General features: G+C 56.5%; 16 protein-coding genes and 1 riboswitch. Of the genes, 8 read left to right on the top strand and 8 right to left on the bottom strand.

All coding sequences use genetic code 11. The features are described 5' to 3' along the window. The first annotated feature begins 79 nt into the window (after positions 1-79). The gene (betT, locus tag CQ018_RS15300) at positions 80-2,179 is read left to right on the top strand and encodes a choline BCCT transporter BetT (protein WP_105550893.1); all 2,100 of its coding nucleotides are present in this window, start codon (positions 80-82) and stop codon (positions 2,177-2,179) included. A 524-nt stretch (positions 2,180-2,703) separates the two neighbouring features. Here the strand turns inward: betT and CQ018_RS15295 are convergent. The 3 genes from CQ018_RS15295 to CQ018_RS15285 all read right to left on the bottom strand — a co-directional run bounded on the left by CQ018_RS15295 (position 2,704) and on the right by CQ018_RS15285 (position 7,091). Next, positions 2,704-4,545 carry a BCCT family transporter gene (locus CQ018_RS15295; RefSeq protein WP_105550892.1) on the bottom strand — a complete coding sequence of 614 codons (1,842 nt, stop codon included), beginning with the start codon at positions 4,543-4,545 and terminating at the stop codon, positions 2,704-2,706. Positions 4,546-4,754: 209 nt separating this feature from the next. After that, positions 4,755-5,975, bottom strand: coding sequence for a formaldehyde dehydrogenase, glutathione-independent (fdhA, locus tag CQ018_RS15290; protein ID WP_105550891.1), 1,221 nt, complete (start codon positions 5,973-5,975; stop codon positions 4,755-4,757). Positions 5,976-6,158: 183 nt separating this feature from the next. After that, positions 6,159-7,091: a LysR family transcriptional regulator gene (locus tag CQ018_RS15285; protein WP_105550890.1), complete on the bottom strand. Its 933-nt coding sequence runs from the start codon at positions 7,089-7,091 to the stop codon at positions 6,159-6,161. 156 nt (positions 7,092-7,247) lie between these two features. Here CQ018_RS15285 and CQ018_RS15280 point away from each other — a divergent pair, with 156 nt between their 5' ends. The 4 genes from CQ018_RS15280 to CQ018_RS15265 all read left to right on the top strand — a co-directional run bounded on the left by CQ018_RS15280 (position 7,248) and on the right by CQ018_RS15265 (position 11,401). Beyond that, positions 7,248-8,552, top strand: coding sequence for an SRPBCC family protein (locus CQ018_RS15280; protein ID WP_105550889.1), 1,305 nt, complete (start codon positions 7,248-7,250; stop codon positions 8,550-8,552). Further along, positions 8,549-9,985 (top strand): flavin reductase family protein, encoded by a 1,437-nt coding sequence (locus CQ018_RS15275; protein ID WP_105550888.1) that lies wholly within the window; start codon positions 8,549-8,551, stop codon positions 9,983-9,985. Before CQ018_RS15280 ends, CQ018_RS15275 begins: the two co-directional genes overlap by 4 nt. 205 nt (positions 9,986-10,190) lie before the next feature. Then, complete coding sequence (locus CQ018_RS15270; protein ID WP_105550887.1) at positions 10,191-10,934, top strand: SDR family NAD(P)-dependent oxidoreductase; 744 nt, start codon at positions 10,191-10,193, stop codon at positions 10,932-10,934. Between the two features lie 2 nt (positions 10,935-10,936). Next, a complete protein-coding gene (locus CQ018_RS15265) occupies positions 10,937-11,401 on the top strand; it encodes a MarR family winged helix-turn-helix transcriptional regulator (RefSeq protein WP_105550886.1) in 465 nt (154 codons plus the stop codon). A gap of 7 nt (positions 11,402-11,408) precedes the next feature. On the opposite strand, the gene CQ018_RS15260 is transcribed toward CQ018_RS15265, so the two are convergent. Both CQ018_RS15260 and CQ018_RS15255 read right to left on the bottom strand, forming a co-directional pair. Then, positions 11,409-12,056, bottom strand: coding sequence for a class I SAM-dependent methyltransferase (locus CQ018_RS15260; RefSeq protein ID WP_105550885.1), 648 nt, complete (start codon positions 12,054-12,056; stop codon positions 11,409-11,411). A 32-nt stretch (positions 12,057-12,088) separates the two neighbouring features. Continuing rightward, complete coding sequence (locus tag CQ018_RS15255; protein WP_105550884.1) at positions 12,089-12,640, bottom strand: histidine phosphatase family protein; 552 nt, start codon at positions 12,638-12,640, stop codon at positions 12,089-12,091. A 130-nt stretch (positions 12,641-12,770) separates the two neighbouring features. Beyond that, positions 12,771-12,866: riboswitch (SAM riboswitch) on the top strand. A gap of 189 nt (positions 12,867-13,055) precedes the next feature. Between CQ018_RS15255 and CQ018_RS15250 the strand changes: the two genes are divergently transcribed. Together CQ018_RS15250 and CQ018_RS15245 are read left to right on the top strand one after the other, a co-directional pair. After that, positions 13,056-14,429, top strand: a complete 1,374-nt coding sequence (locus CQ018_RS15250; RefSeq protein WP_105550883.1) for an O-acetylhomoserine aminocarboxypropyltransferase/cysteine synthase family protein — start codon at positions 13,056-13,058, stop codon at positions 14,427-14,429. Continuing rightward, positions 14,429-14,926 (top strand): CoA-binding protein, encoded by a 498-nt coding sequence (locus tag CQ018_RS15245; protein WP_105550882.1) that lies wholly within the window; start codon positions 14,429-14,431, stop codon positions 14,924-14,926. Before CQ018_RS15250 ends, CQ018_RS15245 begins: the two co-directional genes overlap by 1 nt. A 74-nt stretch (positions 14,927-15,000) precedes the next feature. On the opposite strand, the gene CQ018_RS15240 is transcribed toward CQ018_RS15245, so the two are convergent. Continuing rightward, on the bottom strand, positions 15,001-15,573 hold the full coding sequence (locus CQ018_RS15240; RefSeq protein ID WP_219844069.1) for a transcriptional regulator: 573 nt from the start codon (positions 15,571-15,573) through the stop codon (positions 15,001-15,003). Between the two features lie 126 nt (positions 15,574-15,699). Between CQ018_RS15240 and CQ018_RS15235 the strand changes: the two genes are divergently transcribed. After that, positions 15,700-17,040 (top strand): MFS transporter, encoded by a 1,341-nt coding sequence (locus CQ018_RS15235; RefSeq protein WP_105550880.1) that lies wholly within the window; start codon positions 15,700-15,702, stop codon positions 17,038-17,040. 12 nt (positions 17,041-17,052) lie between these two features. Here the strand turns inward: CQ018_RS15235 and CQ018_RS15230 are convergent, their stop codons facing one another. Next, positions 17,053-17,439 carry a hypothetical protein gene (locus tag CQ018_RS15230; RefSeq protein WP_105550879.1) on the bottom strand — a complete coding sequence of 129 codons (387 nt, stop codon included), beginning with the start codon at positions 17,437-17,439 and terminating at the stop codon, positions 17,053-17,055. Between the two features lie 87 nt (positions 17,440-17,526). Then, positions 17,527-18,204, bottom strand: coding sequence for a hypothetical protein (locus tag CQ018_RS15225; RefSeq protein WP_105550878.1), 678 nt, complete (start codon positions 18,202-18,204; stop codon positions 17,527-17,529). Positions 18,205-18,295: the final 91 nt, after the last annotated feature.

The raw sequence follows: 18,295 nt of genomic DNA, 5'->3' as shown, positions 1-18,295 counted from the left end.
ACCGCACCCCCGTTGGACCGTCTGCCACACCAAAGCGTGGCAGACGGTCCAATTCAACTGTCACAGTGAGGTGTCATCAATGAAACACATAGCCAGTGATAAGCAAGAAAATACAGTAACGGCCACGCTCGTCAGCACGACCAATTCCATACAACCAGCCCGTACCAATTGGCGGGTTTTCTTGGCTTCCGCGCTGGTGATCTTGGGCATCACCATCTACGCCGCTGCCTTCCCCACGCAGGCGGAAGGCGTGATTGGAAACGTTGTCAATTGGGCTTCCCAAAAGCTCGGTTGGGTCTACATCGTGACCCTGACCATCGTGCTGGGATTTGTCATATTCCTGGCGGCATCCCGATTCGGTTCAATCCGTCTTGGCCCCGATCATGCACGTCCCAAATACCGGCTGGGTACCTGGACCGCGATGCTCTTTGCCGCGGGAATCGGGGTGGACCTCATGTTCTATTCAGTGGCCGGACCAGTGGCACAATACCTACTCCCGCCAAACAGCACCGGTGAAACCGTTGAAGCGGCCCGCCAAAGCGTTGTGTGGACTACCTTCCACTACGGCATCAGCGGCTGGTCTCTCTATGCATTGGTCGGGGCCGCACTGGGTTACTACGCCTTCAGGTTCAAGATGCCGTTGAGCATTCGAGCCGCGCTCTACCCGATCTTGGGCCGGCGCGTGCATGGCCGCACCGGGGATGCCATCGATGTTGCGGCAACCGTGGCCACGGTATTTGGTCTCACTGCCTCACTTGGCATTGGCGTCTTACAGCTGAACTTTGGTCTGACCTACCTCTTTGGTTGGCCCGAACACGTTTCAATCCAAATTGGCTTGGTCCTGCTCAGTGTCTTGATGGCCACCATTTCATGCGTTTCCGGCGTGGATCGCGGTATTCGCCGACTCTCCGAGCTCAATTTCCTGCTCGCGGTAGGCCTGATGCTCTACATCCTGATCGCCGGTAAGACCACGATGCTGATCGACGCGGTGGTCATGAACCTTGGCGACTTCATCAGCAGGTTCCCCGGAATGGCGTTGGATACCTTCGCCATTGATCGTCCCGATGATTGGATGAACGCCTGGACGCTATTCTTCTGGGCATGGTGGATCGCGTGGTCGCCGTTCGTTGGCATGTTCCTGGCCAGGATCTCCCGTGGCAGGACGCTGCGCGAGTTTGTGGTCGGCGTTTTGGTGGTGCCGTTCTTATTCACGCTGGTCTGGATCTCCATCTTCGGCAATTCAGCCGTCGATGCGGTGCGCTCGGGGCAAAAGGAGTTTGGAGAGATCGCCGTCAACACTCCCGAGCATGGCTTCTACATGTTGCTCGATCAGTATCCCGGTGCGGCTCTCGTTGCGGGTATCGCCACATTCACCGGGCTGTTGTTCTACGTCACGAGCGCCGATTCCGGAGCCCTGATGATGAGCAGCTTTACCGCTTACACCACCCACCCGGGCCAGGACGGGCCCAAATGGAGCAGGATTTTCTGGGCATTGGCCGTTGGGGCATTGACCATTGCGATGTTGTTTGTTGGAGGTTTTGTCACCATCCAATACATGACGATCATTATGGCGCTGCCGTTCACTGTGATCCTCTACCTGATCATGATCGCTTTCTGGAGATCCCTGAAACAGGAGGAGCACACGCTGCACGACCCAGGGATAGCCGCCCACGGAAGGCACCGGCAGTGGCGTGAACGTCTGGCCAGGACCGTGAGCGATAGTTGTGCCGAGGATGCAAACAATTACATCGAGCAGGTAGCCGAGCCCGTGATGGTGGAGGTTGCAAACGAACTCGCAAAGTTCGGCACCGAGATCTCGTTGACCACGGAAATGATTCCCGAGGTGGGCGTGCGGCAACTGGACCTGACGGTTGCGATGGAACGGCAGATCCCCTTCCGCTACCAAACCTATCCGGTGTTCGATATCCCGACGGGCCGTCGCAAGTCCAAGCCAACGGGGAGTGAAATGATCCGTCTTGAGATCTTCTCGGCCACGGGAGGCCGTGGCTACGATGTCATGGGGATGCCGAAGCAGCAGCTGATCAACGACATCGTCGAGCGCTTCGAACGGCATGTTGCCGCTGGCCGCTCACACTCGGTGGCCAAGGGAATGCTGCATTCCTTGCAGGAACCTTCCAACTGGTCCGAGGACTTCGCCAACGACCGACCGGAAGATTAACTTCCGCGGGATTCAGCTAGTTCCGGCAGCACTTCTCTTGCCTTGAAAGGCCGTTTAGAGACTACCCCGCTCGGGGATTTCTCCAAGCGGTCTTTCTTCGCTGCACCGCGAGGGGAAATACCGCCCATCAACAGACCCCCCGTGCTGTCGGGAAACTACTCGAGCCCACCCACTCAGCTTCCCCATGCCACAGAACATCGCGTTCGGTGCCGTGAATTCGGTTCAAAAAATTAATTCTGGGGTTCGGGGCCGTACATAATTTCGCCAGGATTCCGCACAGGTGGTAGCTATAACCACCCATCACTCCAAGGCACCCAGCTACCGGGCGGCCCGTGAGTTTATCTGCTGGGGGTTCCTTCTTGAACGCCCCCCTTTACACGCAAAGTAGGCCCGGCATTGGGTTAGCTTCTGGATAAAAGCCAACCCGACGCCGGGCCTACCAGATACGTGGATTCATCCCCCACATAGGAGGAACCCGACTTAAATCTAAAAACGCAATACGTTCCCTCCCTGTGTTTGCTCCGCTATTCCCGGATCAGGATCGGCTGTTCAAGATCATCCTCGGGGTTCCCGTCGCTTAGGGCCAACCCGGAGTCTTCGGGCCGCGGTGTCGGGCTTACTGTGGCGATCTCTTGGGTCATCAGACTGAAATTCTCACCATCATGGCGTTCAACTCCATCGGAGACCGATTGTTCCAGAACTTCAAGTGCTACCCGTCCCTGCAAGACCAATGGGTCCTGGCTCAGGTCCTTCCAAATAGCAACACAGAGCACCAGCATGACCACCACGAATGGCAAGGCGGAGACAATGGTGATGTTTTTCAGCCCGTTCAATGCCTCGGCCGGGTGGTCCCCTCCGGCCAACAACATCACCGCGGCAACGGCACCCACGGAAACACCCCAGAAGATCACGGACTTTTTCGTGGGATCTTGGGCCCCACGTTCGCTGAGCGCTCCCATGACAATCGAGGCAGAGTCTGCGCCCGTCACAAAGAAAATTGCTATCAACAAGATCGTTACGATCATTAACAGCACCGACACCCAATTGGCCAGGGGCAATGCGTCAAGCAGGTCAAAGAGCACAGTGTCGAAGTTAATGTCCGGGGCACCATTGACCATATTCACCAAGGCTTCGGTGGTACCTTCCGAATTTTGGGCACGTTCCTGCAGGCCGATGGCCCCGCCACCAAAGATCGAGAACCATATCAACGTCACCGTCGAGGGGACCAGCAACACACCAGTTACAAACTGACGGATGCTACGACCCCTAGAGATCCGCGCTATAAACAGTCCCACGAACGGGGTCCACGAGATCCACCAGGCCCAATAGAAAACAGTCCAGGATGAAAGCCACGATGCCATGGCTCCGTCGCTCGAGGCCGCCGTCCGTGAAGCCATTTCGGGCAGGTCGCTAATGAATGAGCCGATGGCGTTGGGGATGACATTGAGGATGAAGAGGGTCGGCCCACCAATAAACACGATCAGGGCCAGAATGACGGCTAGCACCATATTGATGTTCGACAGCCACTGGATTCCGCGTTCGATTCCGGAGACTGCTGAAGCAACAAACAAAGCGGTCAGAATCGCGATAATCAGCACGAGCATGCCCGAACCAACGCTTCCCATGAGACCCGAGGATTGGATGCCACCGCCGATTTGTAATGCGCCTAGGCCCAACGAACAGGCAGATCCGAAGAGCGTAGCAAGGATTGCCAGGATGTTAATGGTTCGGCCGCCCCAGCCATAGATCACGCGCTCACCAAAAATTGAAGCGAACATCGAGGAGAAGAGTTGCGGGCGTCCAAGCCGGAAACTGCTGTAGGCCATGCCGAGTCCCACAATCGCATACATGGCCCATGGAAAGAGCGTCCAGTGGAACAGGGTGGTTCCCATGGCGGTGCTCAGTGCTGCATCAGTTTGACCTTCAACGGTTCCCGGTGGAGGTGACATATAGAAGAAGAGTGGTTCACCCACCCCGTAAAAAACCAACCCAATGCCCATTCCGGTGGCAAACATCATGGAGATCCATGAAACGGTGCTGAACTGGGGTTTTTCGCCATCTCTGCCCAGCGGAATACGTCCAAAACTTTTCGCCGCAACCACTAGGACAAACGTGGCAAAGAACGCGGCAGCAATGATGAACAGCCAGCCGGTATTGGTGATCACCCAGTCTAGGGCCGTGCTGGAGGCGTTCCCGAGTCCGTTCGGGGAGAGGAATCCCCACAGAATAAATGCCAGGGCAATGCATCCGGCGATTCCAAAGACCCAATAATCGACCCCGGACACCGAATATTTCTTCTGCTCTCGTCGACGGGCCGAATGAAGCTCTTCGACAAGGTTTTGGACTGAACTATCACTTTGACTCATGGCTTTTTCCTTCACCGGTCGGTGCGGCAATAAACAACAACATCAATATGCCGGATGGTTGAGCAAGTAGAGGGACGGGGGGTCCCCGTCGGTAGAAATCAGCGTAAATAGCGGTTAATCTTTGGCCGGATAGTGAGAAGTACCCCTACCGACGGTCCCCCAAAACTAGGGGGTGTCGATAGGGGTACTTGCCGCCGGTTTATCTGGCGTTAGTTTCTGGACTGGATCAGATTATGCGGATCAAGCACGAATTTTTGCGCTGCTCCCTTGTCAAATGCCGCGTAGCCGGCCGGTGCTTCTGCCAGCGAAATCGCCGTGGCGTTGACGTTCTTGGCAATTGAGACCTTGTCGCCCAGGATTGCGGTCATCAATCCACGGTTGTATTTCATCACCGGGCATTGGCCGGTGATGAACGTGTGCGATTTGGCGAAGCCCAAACCGAAGCGCATCGACAGGGAACCCACCTTCGCGGCTTCGTCGCTGGCACCCGGATCGCCCGTGACATAGAGTCCTGGAATTCCCAGTCTGCCACCTGCACGGGTAACTTCCATGAGCGAATTCAGCACCGTTGCTGGCTGTTCACTACCGGCGTCGGCGCCATGCCCGCGGGCTTCAAAACCGACGGCATCGATTCCGCAGTCAACTTCGGGGATACCTAGGATCTGTTCAATCTGCTCTGCCGGATTTCCCAGAGAAACATCAACTGTTTCGCAACCAAAGCTCCGTGCTTGAGCTAGCCGATCCGGGTTCAGGTCACCGACGATGACCACTGCGGCACCGAGCAGTTGTGCGGAGGTGGCTGCTGCCAGTCCCACCGGGCCCGCACCTGCGACATAGACCGTGGATCCCACGGTGACGCCGGCACCTACTGCCCCGTGAAAACCCGTGGGGAAAATATCCGAAAGCATTGCCAAGTCAAGAATTTTCTCCAGAGCTTGGTCGCGGTCGGGGAACTTTAGGGCATTCCAGTCGGCATAGGGAACAAGCACATATTCGGCTTGGCCGCCAACCCATCCGCCCATGTCCACATAGCCATAGGCCGAGCCCGGGCGGTCGGGGTTGACGTTGAGGCAAATGCCCGTCTGGCCTTCCTTGCAGTTTCGGCAGCGCCCGCAGGAGATATTAAAGGGAACCGAAACAACATCGCCGACCTTGAGGAATTCCACGTCCCGGCCCACTTCAACCACTTCACCGGTTATTTCGTGGCCAAGCACCAGGCCTTCCGGAGCAGTGGTACGGCCACGCACCATATGTTGGTCCGAGCCGCAAATGTTTGTGGCGATGGTTTTGAGAATGACCCCGTGGTGCACTTGTCGACCCACGTTGGCCGGGTGTACACCCGGACCATCATGGAGCATAAAGTCCGGGTAAGCGGTATCAATGATTTCAACCTTGCCAGGGCCAGCGTAGCTGACAGCCTTGTTGCCCATCCAAGAACCTCCGGTTCCTAAAATATTAGTTGGATACAAGTCGACGACTAATGATTAGTCTGCTCAGCGTCGCACGGGCTGTCAAGGGTGCTATCGAATTTGATTTAGACGAACATCGCTCATGAGCATTGGGCCGCACAAAGGCACTCGCCGCGTCATACCGCTTGCCTTTAGCCGGAAGGGCTACACTTCCTCCCCCTGGCGCGCCTCAAGGATCCTGTGCGCGGTGCCCTGCAAAAACTCAAGAGATTCAATCACCAGTGGCGAGCCCAAACTCCCCCGACGAACAGCCGCGACGATGCGGCGAGTTGGCCGGCTGGGCCCCACCAGACGCAGACGCTTGACGTTTACTGTGCCTCCCATAGGAGCGAGCCTCGGGAGAAATCCCACGCCGAGCCCGGCCCCAACAAAAGCCGTCATGGTCTCCCATTCTTGGGCCTCATGCGCCACCTTGGGTCTGAGGCCAACCGCCGAGAATGCGGAGGTAAATAATTCACGGTAGGCCGAGCCTTGCGTATCGGTGATCCATTTCTCTGCCGCTAGCTCCTCGAGGTGGACTTTGCCTTGGTCCGACAACGGATGATCGGCAGGAACCACTACATCCAACGGGTCATCGAGCAGTGTTATTTGCTCAAATCGCGTATCGTCCTCAGCAGGTTGTCCCACCCGCATCGCCACCACGACCGCCATGTCGATCCGCTCGGCTACAAGCATCTCAAAGCAACGCGTTGGGTTCGCCTCGATCAGATGTACCTCCACATGCGGCCTGGAAATCTTTAGATTGGCGGCCAATGGGGCCAGTAAACGTGCAGCTGCTGTCGAAAATCCACCCAGACCAAATTGGCCCTGCACCTGGTCATCCGCATTTAAAGTGGTGGCCCGCAATTGCTCCCACGCGGCCAATAGTGCGTCCGAGCCAGCAACGAGTTTTCGACCCGCCGCGGTCAAAGACACACCTCGCCCTTCCTTGACCAAGAGGCGCACTCCCAACTGCCGCTGCAGCTCGCGCAGCTGAGCCGAGACCGCGGATGGCGAGTATCCGGTCAGCTCCGCGGTGGCGGCCACCGTGCCGCAAGCGGCAAAGGCGCGCAGGGTCAAGATCTTGGAATCAATCATGCACCTATTGTGCATGATTTGCGGCAATTTTTTACGCTTTTATTGTTGCTTTGAAGCCAGTAATGTGATCTACACAACACCTCGAGCGCCCTTGGGGCGCCCCCAGCCGTTTTCCGACCTGCCGACTCTTATATTTCGTTCCCAAGGAGCAAATTCATGTCTGTCTCGATCAACGCGCCTCGCTCACTGAGGGGAAAACTTTCCAGCACGCTGCCAGCCAAGCAGCTCTCGGAGATCAATGCATTGTTCGATAACCGCCGCATCGGGCTCTCACTCGATGCTCCCTTTTATACGGATCCAACGATCTTTAATCTGGACATGGAAGGCATCTTCGGTGCCCACTGGCTCTATGCCACGAGCATCGCCGAAATCCCGGAGCCGGGCGACTACGTGACCGTCGAATACGGACCCACCTCTTTGATCGTGATCCGCAATGACGACGGGGGCGTGAATGTGTTGCACAATGTCTGTCGTCACCGCGGCGCACGAGTACTCACAGCACAAGCCGGCTCCACAGGAAACCTAGTGTGCGGATACCACTCATGGACCTATTCCCCGGACGGAGCTCTGATTCATGCTTCCTCCCCGGGGGAAACTACCTTCGACAAGGGCTGCTTTGGGCTAAAGAAGGCCCACAGCAGGATCTACGCCGGCCTGATTTTTGTCTGCATCGCCGATGAGCCACCTGCCGACTTTGATGAAACCGCCAAGATTTTTGAGCCATACCTGGCACCACACGATCTCTCCCGGGCCAAAGTGGCTTACCAGCAAAACATCATTGAAGAGGGCAACTGGAAGCTGGTGATGGAAAACAATCGCGAGTGCTACCACTGCGATGGCCACCCCGAACTAGCCTGCTCACTGTTCCCCACCTGGGGACTAAGCGAAGAGACCGTCCCCACCCATCTACAAGAAGTGTGGGACCGCAACAAGCAGGCCGAAGAATCCCTCGAAGAACGTTGCCGCCGCTACGGTCTGCCCTACGAGGTCGTGGAGGAGCTTGACACCCGCATTGCCGGCATTCGAATCTCACGCGAACCGCTCGATGGGCTCGGTGAATCATTCTCCCTCGATGGCCGCAGGCTATCCAAGAAACTTCTTGGTGATCTGCGTGATTTCCGGTTGGGCCGCTGTTCCATGCACCTGCAGCCAAATAGCTGGTTCCACTTCCTTGGCGACCATGCAATCACGTTTGCGGTATTCCCCATCAATGAACACCAAACTCTGGTGCGCACCACCTGGCTGGTAGCCGATGATGCGGTTGAGGGGCAGGACTACGATCTAGCTAAGCTCACCCACACTTGGAAGCAAACAAATATCCAAGACAAGGCATTCGTGGAACTATGCCAGGCCGGCGCGGCAAGCCCAGCCTACGAACCCGGCCCCTACATGAAGAGCGAATACCAGGTTGAGGCATTCATTAACTGGTACATCCAGCGTATGCAGGAGCACTTGGCATGACTGTTACCACCACCAGCATTCAAGTTCCGGAAATACAACGCATCCGAGGCCTGGAGATGCCTTGGAACCGGGTGCTGCGTGCCACGGAACTGGCAGCAGGTGCCGCCAAAGCTTTGGGGCCTTGGCACCCACAGGAGTTCATGGCCGAATGTGTTGAGACGATTCCCGAGGCCGGCGGAATGAAGACATTTGTCTTCCGCCGCGTCGACGGTGCGCCATTGGCATTCCGCGCCGGGCAATATCTAAATATTGCTTTCCCCGTGCATGGGGATTCGGGAGACCCCGTTGACCGTAGCTATTCAATTTCCAGCGCGCCCACGGCACCGTGGACGTTCAACATCACGGTTAAGCGGGAAACAAACGGGTTCGTCTCCCCGTGGGTGCATGAAAATGTGGTGCCCGGAACCGTACTGGATATGCTCGGTCCGGTGGGGGCGTTCCACCTTCCGGACGCCGAACGCCGGGCACGTTATCTCTTCCTTGCCGCCGGGGCAGGAATCACCCCGATCATGTCAATGGTGCGCACCATCCATGCATTGCCGGGACAGGCAGACGTTGTAGTGCTGTATCACGGAGCCGAACCTGGTGGTTTTGGATTTGCCGCGGAGCTTGAATACATTGCCGCGGTAGATGAACGCATCAAGATGTTCTACTCGTTAGGCGATCGATCCATGCCCGGTGAATGGGAATGGATGTTAGGCCGTTTGACCTGCCACATGATTGAACAGGTAGCTCCCGATGCAAACGGGCGACAGGTTTATGCCTGCGGTCCGGAAGGTTACCTGAACAACGCCGCGGAACTTTTGGAACAACTCGGGGTGGATGAAACCTCGATCCATATGGAATTCTTTTCCGGGGACCGACAGACCTTGTTGGAGTACCAGGAGGAAGTTGCCCTTGCCGAAGGTTTGGCCGAGGAGTTTGCCGAGGGCATCGCGGAATCTGCCGAGCAGCATTACGCACAACAGCCCGCCGAACTGGAAATATACGAGCCCGGTTACGATGCGGAAGGAACCCTCGAAGCAACGGGGCTACCCCTGCGGGCCGCTGGTACCTCGGCACAACCGGACGAGGTAGAGGATCAGATCCCATTGGCATCTGATGGTGAACCCGGTACTGATTCTCCTCCGGAGCCTCCCGATACTTCTTCCTTCGAGACGGTGGGGGAAGGAAGTTTCACCATGTCATTCTTGAAAACCGGCCTCAATGTCAGGATCAGCCCCGACGAACGAATCTTAGGTGTTGCCCAGCGCGCAGGCGTAAGAATTGGGGCTAACTGCCAAGAGGGAATGTGCGGATCGTGCAAGGTCGTTAAAGTTTCGGGCGATGTGGACATGAATCACCAAGGTGGAATCCGTGCCCGGGAGATCGAAACGGGAAAGTTCCTTCCTTGTTGTTCCACGCCTCAAAGCGACTTGGTGATAGACGCCTAAACGCGGGTGGCGGGTGGCCGGCAATTAGCCGCGCTACCCGCCACCCAAACCTTGAGACAAGTTCTACCGTGAATTTCCTACCGAGCCAGAGCAGATAGATCGTGCACCGCACCGTCGCAGGAAGTCTGTACGAGGGCTCAATCCTCGCGTGAAGACCACAAAGCGTATACTGTCTGCAGGACAGTATACGCTTTGGAGGCAAACCATGCTTTTTGAAAATCAGGTAGCTCTGGTCACGGCCGCGGGAGCCGGGATCGGACGCTCAATTGCCCTGCGACTTGCCGAAGAGGGTGCCTCAATAGTCGTATCCGACGTCAATGACCCGGCGGGCAACGAAACCGTAGAGCTAATACTTAGGGCAGGCGGCCGGGCAGCATACAAACATGCAAATGTTGCCGAAGAAAGCGATGTTTCCCAGCTGGTTCCCTTCGCCCTTGAACAATTTGGACGCCTAGATTTGGCCGTTAACAATGCCGGCGTGGGCGCAATGCCCAAGCCGGTGCAAGAGGTGACACTTGCGGAATGGGATCGGGTCATTGACGTGACCTTACGTGGAACATTCCTGGCCCTCCAATCCCAGATCGCTCATTTTGTGCAGCAGGGGCACGGTTCAATTGTCAATATCGCGTCCTTGGCCGGGATCAGCGCCACTCCGCAGCTGACCCCCTATGGTGCGGCAAAACATGGGGTTGTCTCACTGACACGAAGCGTTGCCAAGGAAAATGCTGCTCTGGGCATTCGGATCAATGCAGTGGCACCGGGAGCCATCGAAACCGCAGCACTTGCATCGCTTCCCGATGAGGCCAAGGCGGGTTATGCCGCAGAAATCCCGATGAAACGACTTGGTCAGCCGGAAGATATCGCGCACGCAACGGCATTCTTACTTTCGGATCAAGCACAATTTATTACCGGAGTCGTACTCCCGGTTGACGGCGGAACCGAGGCCTGAGCATGAAGCCAACAACGGTTGATACTGAATTTTTGCGCGCACTCAACAGCATTCTTGCCCAATGGACCTCACCGGATTTCATCACGGCCGTTGCAGCCTGTGAAGGAGTCATGCTAGATCCCGGAGCCATCACCATGGTGAGAATCCTCCGCGCGATGGGGCCACAACGCCCTTCGGCGCTTGCTGCACGAATGGTGACCGGAGCATCAAATATCTCCAAAATTGCCGCCCGGCTGCAAGATGCCGGGATCATCCACAAATTAGCCGACCCGCAGGACTCGCGTGCTTCCCTCCTGGCACTAACCGATGCTGGGCAGGACACCGCCGATGCACTGGGCCGTTCGGGAGATTCCTTGGTTGAAGAACTCATTGGGCACTGGCCAGCAGCAGATAAGTCAGCACTCTTGCGTTTAGTCTCAAAGTTTGAGGCCGAAACGCGGCGTGTGGCAGCAGAGCTAAGAAACTAATTAATCGCTAACGCGTGATCACTAGATACGCCATGGCACCGCGATGGGACACCACCACCGTGCCAATATTTGCGTCCTTCGCCTGCTCATAAATTTCACTTACCGAACGAATCTCGGCAATCTCGCCACGAGCCTTCAAAAGCTTCAGGTAGGCATTTGAGCGCGCGGACCCCTTGATCAATGAGCCAAGAAACAAAGAGCCGCTGGAATTGAGCTGAACTCCTAGAGCGGAAAGCACCCGTGGCAGATCCGGGACCAGGTGAAGTAGCCCCAAACCCAGGATCGTTTCATAGTGTTGCTCACTGCCGGGTTCCAACATGTCACGACATTCGAAGGTGATGCGTTGTGGAATCCGTCCACCAGCCGCGGTTCGAATTGTCTCTTGAGCCAGGGCCAACATGGGTTGGCTCATATCTACCAGTGTTGTGCTCCGCGCGCTGGCCACATGGAGAAGCCCGCTTGCCCGCGCGGTCCCAACCGCCACCTCAAGCAGTGGCCCGGAGCCCGAACCGATGGCTCGTGCGGCGAAGGCCGCATAGTCGTTGGGGCTGGTGCCCCAGAAAAGCTTGTTGTACGCGGGAGAGCCTAGCATCGCGTCATATAAGTGAGCCCGGTGAGCATAAAATTCGGGGTTACCAAAGAATGATTCATTCATGTCCTCATAGTGCGCCCATCCCCCGCCAGCTCCTAGGGGTTTACAGTGGCCATATGCTGGCGTAATGCTTCAACATCGACCTGAACGGTTTGCCCATTGCACATGATTTTCATGGGCGGCCCGGCGCTGAAGGCATCGAGCGTCAGACGAATAAGGGTTCCGTGAGCTACGGCAACAATCCTTTGGCCTTCGTAGCGTTCCACAAGACCCAAGAGTGCATCGAGGCCTCGCCGTGTGACAAGGTCTTCGAGCTCGGCCGAATCCAGCAGCCTATCGATCTCTTCGCGTGGAAGGTCCCGTACTCGGTGACCTTCGGCCTTGCCGTAGTGGCGTTCACTGAGCCCGCTGATGCGTTCACTTAGTTCCAGCCCCAGCTCTGCCCCAATAAGTTGAGCCGTTTCAACGGCTCGTCCCAGCGACGAGCAAACGACAACATCCCAGGCTCGCGCGGAAAGTTCCATTCCCGCTACACGAGCCTGTTCTCGGCCTACATCATTGAGCGGAATGTCGGTCTGCCCCTGCAAACGCCCCTCGGCATTCCAAGCAGTTTCACCGTGACGGACCAAAACTAACGTTGTACTCATGTCTTCTAGCGTAGCTGGGCAAAATCCACCAGGGATTTTGGTGCAGATTCTTCGATTCAATGTCCATCTAACGCAACCTAAGCACTTATTCTTTGGCTACTTGCTGTTTTCTTGCCACAATGGTGCATAGACCCCATCCCGAGCGGCCGAGAGATCTGGTTCTATGACGCCGCAGCAACCTTCCACACTCCGGTGGACAAGGTGCTACCGCCAGAAACGATGGAGAGCGCGCAAGCAATCTTTGGTGCTGATGCTTCCTGTGTGGAACCCCGGTTCGGGTTTTACACAGAAAAGAAGAGCAACGTCGGCCACCTCATTGAACCGGGAGAAGAAGTACCCCCGCCCCACAGGCGCCTAGAACGTTGGTAACCCCGGACTTTCTTAAGCCTTTCTACGCAAGGAGTCAGCCACCCTCATGGCCGAACATCAATTTGGATTCCGCACGCGCGCACTGCACGCCGGCGGCACCCCGGACGCCGAGCACGGGTCACGTGCCGTACCGATTTATCAGACAACGTCCTTTGTTTTCAAGGACTCAGACGATGCCGCGAACCTCTTTGCACTGCAAAAGTACGGGAATATTTATTCACGCATTGGCAACCCGACCGTTGCTGCCTTTGAAGAGCGCATGGCCTCGCTTGAAGGCGGTATCGGTGCCGTGGCCACTGGCTCGGGTATGGCAGCCGAGTTCATTACCTTCGCCGCGCTGGCCGGAGCCGGAGACCACATCGTGGCCTCCTCCAAGCTCTATGGCGGAACCATCACCCAACTTGATGTGACGCTTCGCCGCTTTGGCGTTGAAACCACGTTCATTGACTCCACGGATCCTGCGGAATTTGCCGCGGCCATCCAGGAAAATACCAAGGCCGTCTACACGGAAATTGTTGCCAATCCTTCCGGTGATATCGCCGATTTGAAGGGCCTTGCCGAGGTTGCCCACGCGGCAAACATCCCACTTGTCGTCGACTCGACGCTGACCCCTCCCTACCTGTTGCGCCCCATCGAACATGGTGCAGACATTGTCATTCACTCGGCAACCAAGTTCATAGGTGGTCACGGGACCACTCTGGGTGGCGTTGTTATCGAGGCCGGTACCTTCAACTGGGGTAACGGAAAGTTCCCTTCCATGACCGAGCCCGTAGCTTCTTATGGGAACGTTTCTTGGTGGGATAACTTTGGTGAGTATGGTTTCTTGACCAAGCTGCGCTCCGAGCAGCTGCGCGATATCGGTCCAGCGCTTCCGGCACAGTCTGCGTTCCAGCTACTGCAGGGCGTTGAGACCCTGCCCCAGCGCATGGATTCGCACCTTGCCAATGCCAAGGCGGTTGCACAATGGTTGAACAATGACCCGCGCATTTCCTATGTGAACTACGCAGGATTGCCGTCGCACCCGCACTATGAGCGTGCCAAGGAGCTGCTACCGCTGGGCGTCGGCTCGGTGTTCAGCTTCGGGGTCAAGGGTGGCCGCGCCGCCGGCTCCGCCTTCATCGAGGCACTGCAGCTGGCAAGCCACCTTGCCAACATCGGTGATGTGCGCACTCTGGTGTTGCACCCTGCCTCAACCACCCACCAGCAGCTCACCGCCGAGCAATTGCTTGCCGCAGGTGTTCCGGAGGATTTAATTCGCTTCTCCGTGGGCCTGGAAGATCTTGCAGACATCCTCTGGGATCTGGATCAGGCACTGACGATTTCCCAGCAGGTGGTCCCTGCCTCTGAAGAGGAAGCCTACGACGGAGCCGCCTGCTCCATTGATTCCGCTCGCGCAGCAGCCACGACGGGAGCCAAATAATGAGCGCCATCGATATCCGTACGTGGGTTGGGCCGAATGCCGCCGAACGCCTAGATCTTCTGCGCAGCACCAAGTCAATTGCGATTGTTGGTGCTTCCAATAAGCCCTCACGCGCCAGCTACTTTGTTGCTACCTATCTGCTCTCAAGCTCTAAGTACAAGGTTTACTTTGTGAACCCCGTACTCGATGAGATTTTGGGCCAGCCGGTCTACAAGTCGCTTGCCGATCTTCCTGAAACCCCGGATTTGGTTGAGGTTTTCCGTAAACATGATGATTTGCCCGGAGTTCTCGATGAAGCAATCGCCGTGGGTGCTAAGACCCTGTGGCTTCAGCTAGGTTCCTGGCATGAGGAGGTCGCGGCAAACGCCGAGGCCGCAGGTCTGAACGTCGTGATGGACCGCTGCGTGAAAATCGAGCACGCTCGGTTCCATGGTGGCCTACGACTTGCCGGATTCAATACAGGAGTAATCTCCTCCAAGCGCCAACTGCTCGCCTAGAAACCCAAGTACCAGCAACTGCTCGGTGGTGCCGCCCCTCTGGGGTGTGCACCACCGAGCATTTCTTGTGTTGCCTAGTGTCCGCCCAACAAATCTTCGCGCGCCATCATCACCGTTACATCCCAGAGCCTGCGTTTGGATCCGTCCCCAGCATTCGCAATGGACTTTCGCTTCACTTCACGCAAGGCCTCGAGCATGAGCGTTTCCAGCTCTTCGGCCTCTTCATCGTTGAGCATCAGGTTTGTGATATTCAGGGCGCCTTTTTGAACGTTCTCGGAACCCGCGGCATAGCTTCGCCCCCAACCAATGACGGCTTTCAACTGTCTAATTTGGTCTTGTTCTTGCTGCGTCAAATACGCGTTCATCGCCAGCTGATCATCCACCTGAGCCGGGTGCTCCGGAGAACCGATGGTGAGCCCCCCGGGCATCGCGCGCCACACCCGGTCCCGGCGGTCGCGCGCTAATTCCGGGGCTTCCTCAATGAGCCCGGCCTCGGCCAAGACCCGCAGATGAAAACTCAGTGAGTTTGCCGGAACATCCAAGCGTTCGGATAGGTCGGCGGCACGAGCGAAGTCCATTGCAGCGAGTGTCGCAAAGATGCGCCTGCGCAAGGGGTTCGCCATGGCTTTGAGCATGGGTGAGGTCATGGTCCGAGGTTCGGATGGTATGTTTTTCGACGCTTCTTCACTCATGTCCCTCAGCTTACACAATCCGCAAACTTAGTTGCGCAATAAATATTGCGCAACTAAGTTTGCGGGTCTACTCTTTGAGGCATGAAGACCACAACAACACCCGCAGCTCCCCCTGCCCTATGGCGTCAAAGGAGCTATTTATTGTGGCTGGCTTCGGACACCGGCTCGGCCCTAGGCATTGCAATACACTCATTCGTCATCCCACTCATCGCCCTGTTTATCACCAATTCTCCGGCTCAGGCAGGGATCATTGGGGCCTTAGGCATGATCGGACGCATGCTCGGCACCCTGCCCGGTGGCGTGATTGCCGATCGCTACAATCGCCGCAAGCTCATGATGCTCGGCTCTTGCCTCGGCCTGGTGATCGGACTTGTGCTGGCCTTGGCCGCAGCAAGCAACCACCTGCACTTTGGAACCTTGCTGGGACTGCATCTGCTCATGTCGGTGCGCAACGGACTGTTCGCTTCAACATCCGACGCCGCGCTGAAAGATCTTCTGCCCGAGACCCAGCTAGGTTCGGCATTAGCAGCAAATCAGGGCCGAGACGCTGTGGTTACCTTGGCCGGCGGGCCACTGGGCGGCGTCCTCTTATCCCTTTCAAACACCGTGGTGATGCTGGTGATAGCAGCCGTTCATGCGCTGGCTACCCTTGCCGCCAAATTCATGGTGTTGCCAACGCATCTAACTCAAGTTGCTCCCGCAAGCCGCGAAGCTGATGTCTCTCAAAAAGCAGCAAAACCCGGTTGGTTCCGTGCCTTTGTCAGTGAAAGTGCCCAGGGTATGAGCTGGCTGTGGCGGCGCGGGGATCTTCGCATGCTATTAATAGTTTCGGTAATCGTAAATCTTGGCTCAAATGCAGCAATCTCCTCAACAGTTTTTGCGCTGCAACAACGCGGAGAAAGCGCAGCAACCATCGGGCTCGTCTCCGCTTCCATCGGAGGGGGGCTGCTACTTGGCAGTTTTGCCGCGCCAAGCCTGATCAAGCACGTGCCCAGCGGCGCGCTGGCCTGTGGCGGCCTGCTGCTGGTGGCGGGCTCGCAGTGGGTATTGGCCTTCGTAGAACCTATTGCAGCCATCTGCGTTGTCCTAGGTTTTGCCTTATGCGCTGCCCCGGCAATCAATGCCGGAATCGGTGGCTACTTCATGGCGGCCGTACCCACCGAGCTACTTGGCAGGGCCACTAGCGCCTCGGCACTCATGAGCATGGGCGCGCTCCCGCTGGCACCGCTGATCGCGGGCTTTGGGTTCCCATTCTGGGGCTGGACCGGTCTACAAATTCTTTGCGCAAGTATTACAACTTTCGCTTGCATTCTTGCCCTAAAAAATAGGCCACTGCGCACCATCCCCAAACCTGTCGATTGGGCGCAGCGCGCAGCGGCCTATGCGGTACTAGAGAAAACACGTCTTCCTCACACCGAGTAAAAATGAATCACCCTACCAAGCGAGGTCTTCCTCATCGTCGGCTTCGGAGATACCAAGATCTGGCTGCTGGTTCTCGTCAAAAGCGGCCCAGGCCTCAACGAATTCAAGGATCTCTTCCAACTCTTCTTCCTGATTGTCCTCAAGCATCTCTACCGCTTCACGCGAATCAAGGATGCTGGCAATTGCTGTAGCCGGGTGCTCCTCAAAGTAATCGATGGGCGAGTACGCCGGGTTGAAGGTCAAGGCCTTGCTCTGTGCATACAGGGAAATAAACGTCTCGACGGCCGCCGGAATACGAGAAAAGTTTAGTCCGGTCAGCGAATCGTTATAGGCACGGCTTGTAGCTTCGGCCCATTCTTCGACGATCTCTTCGCTCATTTGTGTATCGGGATTGCTCACTGCTTTACCTGCCTGCTTGATGACTCTACGGCGATCAATAGTAGTCTGCTGAACGCAAATCGTACATGCCAAAAAGTGTGAAGTTGCCTAGCTTGCATTTCTTCGCTCCAGCGCAGCCTCGCTGAGGCGCTTTTGTACCAGGAACCCACACATCAGCAATCCAATAACAACCAAAAACATGTAACGTAACCCGTCACTCGCTCTGGGGGTATCCACCGATTGGAACACCAACTGAAGGAAAAAATACTCACACAGCCCAGCTCCCAGCACCAGAGCTACTACGGGCAGCAGGGCCCAATTGTTTCCCGCGTAGTCCCACGTTCTACCCATCATGATGATGATAGTTACCGCGATCAAGGGCGTAAATAGCCACCAGTTCATTGTCAGGAACCACATCGCCGACAACCGCAGGGATTCAATGCCTAGCCCAAAGAGCAGTGTGAGCGCCGCGGTTGACACGATACCTAAAGCCAATACAGTGATGAAAACCCCATGCACATGGCGTAGCAATATTAATGAAACACCCGCGGCAAGGAGCAGGTCGGCAATCCCCCACATCACGAAGTACCAGCCAAAGGGCATGATGCTCAACGAATCAAAGCCAGTGCACTGGCCCCGGTCGGAGGTATCCCCACACGGAAACCAACGGATGATCGTGGCAATCGTCCCGATTAATCCCGAGACCACAAGAAACGCCGCAGCGCAGATGAATCTGCGACGGTTCGCAATTCCCCAAGGCCCCAAGCCCTCACTGACGGCAGCCATGCGCCAATCATATTTGAACTGCTCCCCGAAAGTTGGACTGACTAATTCAGTTCCTTACTTTCGGGGAGTTTTTCATGCGTAAAAGTAGTTC

Origin of the sequence: Arthrobacter sp. MYb227, assembly GCF_002975435.1 — a bacterium.
Lineage (GTDB): Bacteria > Actinomycetota > Actinomycetes > Actinomycetales > Micrococcaceae > Paeniglutamicibacter.
Note: the sequence above shows the minus strand (reverse complement) of the source record. Positions and strands in the feature narration are given on the sequence as shown.

Coding starts and splice junctions, on each gene's coding strand:
- CQ018_RS15240 (WP_219844069.1), bottom strand. CDS start 15,573: ATGACCTCACCCATGCTCAAAGCCATGGCGAACCCCTTGCGCAGGCGC.
- CQ018_RS15270 (WP_105550887.1), top strand. CDS start 10,191: ATGCTTTTTGAAAATCAGGTAGCTCTGGTCACGGCCGCGGGAGCCGGG.
- CQ018_RS15265 (WP_105550886.1), top strand. CDS start 10,937: ATGAAGCCAACAACGGTTGATACTGAATTTTTGCGCGCACTCAACAGC.
- CQ018_RS15255 (WP_105550884.1), bottom strand. CDS start 12,640: ATGAGTACAACGTTAGTTTTGGTCCGTCACGGTGAAACTGCTTGGAAT.
- CQ018_RS15285 (WP_105550890.1), bottom strand. CDS start 7,091: ATGATTGATTCCAAGATCTTGACCCTGCGCGCCTTTGCCGCTTGCGGC.
- CQ018_RS15245 (WP_105550882.1), top strand. CDS start 14,429: ATGAGCGCCATCGATATCCGTACGTGGGTTGGGCCGAATGCCGCCGAA.
- CQ018_RS15260 (WP_105550885.1), bottom strand. CDS start 12,056: ATGAATGAATCATTCTTTGGTAACCCCGAATTTTATGCTCACCGGGCT.
- CQ018_RS15295 (WP_105550892.1), bottom strand. CDS start 4,545: ATGAGTCAAAGTGATAGTTCAGTCCAAAACCTTGTCGAAGAGCTTCAT.
- CQ018_RS15225 (WP_105550878.1), bottom strand. CDS start 18,204: ATGGCTGCCGTCAGTGAGGGCTTGGGGCCTTGGGGAATTGCGAACCGT.
- CQ018_RS15280 (WP_105550889.1), top strand. CDS start 7,248: ATGTCTGTCTCGATCAACGCGCCTCGCTCACTGAGGGGAAAACTTTCC.
- CQ018_RS15250 (WP_105550883.1), top strand. CDS start 13,056: ATGGCCGAACATCAATTTGGATTCCGCACGCGCGCACTGCACGCCGGC.
- fdhA (WP_105550891.1), bottom strand. CDS start 5,975: ATGGGCAACAAGGCTGTCAGCTACGCTGGCCCTGGCAAGGTTGAAATC.
- betT (WP_105550893.1), top strand. CDS start 80: ATGAAACACATAGCCAGTGATAAGCAAGAAAATACAGTAACGGCCACG.
- CQ018_RS15275 (WP_105550888.1), top strand. CDS start 8,549: ATGACTGTTACCACCACCAGCATTCAAGTTCCGGAAATACAACGCATC.
- CQ018_RS15235 (WP_105550880.1), top strand. CDS start 15,700: ATGAAGACCACAACAACACCCGCAGCTCCCCCTGCCCTATGGCGTCAA.